Here is a 2,313-nt window from a genome sequence, read left to right as displayed (position 1 = left end):
GACAGTGGTGAAGCACGGCGTCACGCTGGTCGGCGAGACCAACCTGCCGGCACTGGTGGCGGCCGACGCGAGCGCGCTCTACGCGCGCAACGTGCTCGACTTCCTCAAGCTCGTCATTACCAAGGAAGGCGGCTTCAACGTGCCGATGGACGACGACATCGTCGCCGCCTGCCTGATGACCCAGGGTGGCGAGGTCAAACGGAAATGAACAATCGCGTGATGCTGCGGGCAAAGCTGCACCGCGCCACCGTCACCGAAGCCGACCTGAACTACGAAGGGTCGTGCGGCATCGACGAAGACCTGATGATCGCCGCCAACATGGTGGAGTACGAGCGCATCGAGCTCTACAACATCAACAACGGCGAACGCTTCTCGACCTACATCATCAAGGCGCCCAAGGGCTCGGGGACGATCTCCCTGAACGGGGCTGCGGCGCGCAAGGCACATGTGGGCGACCTGCTCATCATCTGCACCTACGCCACGATGAGCGAGGTCAACTCGGCCACCTACAAGCCGACGGTGGTGCTGCTCGACGAGCAGAACCGCGTCAAAGAAATTCGCAAGCTCTAACAGGAGAACGTCGGATGGACATCATCTCGCCGACCATCACCAACCTCATCATCTTCGTGCTCGCCATCTACGTGGGTTACCACGTCGTGTGGACCGTGACCCCAGCCCTGCACACGCCGCTGATGGCCGTGACCAACGCCATCTCGGCCATCGTGATCGTGGGTGCCATGCTGGCCGCGGCCGGCACCGAGACGCCACTGGGCAAGACCATGGGCGTGCTGGCCGTGGCGCTCGCCGCCGTCAACGTGTTCGGCGGCTTCCTCGTCACGCGGCGCATGCTCGAGATGTTCAAGAAGAAAGACAAGAAGCTGGCCGTGAAGGAGGAGCCGAAATGAGCATGAACCTGGTCACGCTGCTGTACCTGATCGCCAGCGTCTGCTTCATCCAGGCCTTGAAGGGCCTGAGCCACCCCACCACGTCCATCCGCGGCAACGTCTTCGGCATGGTCGGCATGGCCATCGCCGTGCTCACCACCGGGGCGTTGATCGTCAAGCTGGGCCACACGACCGGCCTGATCTGGGTGCTGATCGGCCTGCTGGCCGGCGCGGCCTACGGCGCCTACCGCGCCAAGACGGTCGAGATGACCAAGATGCCCGAGCTGGTGGCCTTCTTCCACAGCATGATCGGCCTGGCCGCCGTGTTCATTGCGGTGGCGGCCGTCGCCGAGCCGGTGGCCTTCCAGATCGTCAGCAAGGCGGGCGACCCCATCCCCACCGGCAACCGCCTGGAGCTGTTCCTGGGTGCGGCCATCGGCGCCATCACCTTCAGCGGCTCGGTGATCGCCTTCGGCAAGCTGTCGGGCACCTACAAGTTCCGCCTGTTCAAGGGCGCGCCGGTGGTGTTCCCCGGCCAGCACCTGCTGAACCTGGTGCTGGGCCTCGCCACCATCGCACTCGGCCTGGTGTTCATGTTCACCGGCAGCTGGCCGGCGTTCTTCGCCATGCTGGCGCTGAGCTTCGTGATGGGTGTGCTGATCATCATCCCGATCGGCGGCGCCGACATGCCGGTGGTGGTGTCCATGCTCAACAGCTACTCGGGCTGGGCGGCGGCCGGCATCGGCTTCTCGCTCAACAACAGCATGCTCATCATCGCCGGCTCGCTGGTCGGTTCGTCGGGCGCGATCCTCTCGTACATCATGTGCAAGGCGATGAACCGCTCGTTCTTCAACGTGATCCTGGGGGGCTTCGGTGGTGACGCTGCGGCGGCCACGGGCGGCGCGGCCGAGCAGCGCCCGGTCAAGAGCGGCAGCGCCGACGACGCGGCCTTCGTGCTCGGCAATGCCGAGACGGTCGTCATCGTGCCGGGCTACGGCCTGGCCGTGGCGCGCGCACAGCACGCGGTGAAGGAACTGGCCGCCAAGCTCACCGAGAAGGGCATCACCGTCAAGTACGCCATCCACCCGGTGGCCGGTCGCATGCCGGGCCACATGAACGTGCTGCTGGCCGAGGCCGAGGTGCCCTACGACCAGGTGTTCGAGATGGAAGACATCAACGGCGAGTTCGGCCAGGCCGACGTGGCCATCATCCTGGGCGCCAACGACGTGGTGAACCCGGCCGCGCACACCAAGGGCAGCCCGATCTACGGCATGCCGATCCTCGAGGCCTACAAGGCCAAGACGGTGATCGTCAACAAGCGCTCGATGGCCGCCGGCTACGCCGGCCTCGACAACGAACTCTTCTACATGGACAAGACCATGATGGTGTTCGGCGACGCCAAGAAGGTGGTCGAAGACATGGTGAAGGC

At 64.9% G+C, this 2,313-nt stretch carries 3 protein-coding genes and 1 pseudogene; all 4 read left to right on the top strand.

Features of this window, described 5'->3' with window-relative positions; all coding sequences use genetic code 11:
- Window positions 1-208: pseudogene (locus VFL64_RS22665) on the top strand (NAD(P)(+) transhydrogenase (Re/Si-specific) subunit alpha); the annotation flags it as partial.
- On the top strand, window positions 205-570 hold the full coding sequence (gene panD / locus VFL64_RS22660) for an aspartate 1-decarboxylase (RefSeq protein ID WP_489542652.1): 366 nt from the start codon (window positions 205-207) through the stop codon (window positions 568-570). The pseudogene VFL64_RS22665 and the gene panD, both read left to right, overlap by 4 nt.
- 14 nt (window positions 571-584) lie before the next feature.
- Window positions 585-905, top strand: coding sequence for an NAD(P) transhydrogenase subunit alpha part 2 (locus tag VFL64_RS22655; protein ID WP_480316584.1), 321 nt, complete (start codon window positions 585-587; stop codon window positions 903-905).
- Window positions 902-2,313, top strand: a 1,412-nt coding sequence (locus VFL64_RS22650; protein ID WP_489542651.1) for an NAD(P)(+) transhydrogenase (Re/Si-specific) subunit beta, incomplete at its 3' end; no start/stop codon positions are given. The genes VFL64_RS22655 and VFL64_RS22650, both read left to right, overlap by 4 nt.

Origin of the sequence: Rhizobacter sp. (genome assembly GCF_035702065.1) — a bacterium.
Classification (GTDB): domain Bacteria; phylum Pseudomonadota; class Gammaproteobacteria; order Burkholderiales; family Burkholderiaceae_C; genus Rhizobacter.
Note: the sequence above shows the minus strand (reverse complement) of the source record. Positions and strands in the feature narration are given on the sequence as shown.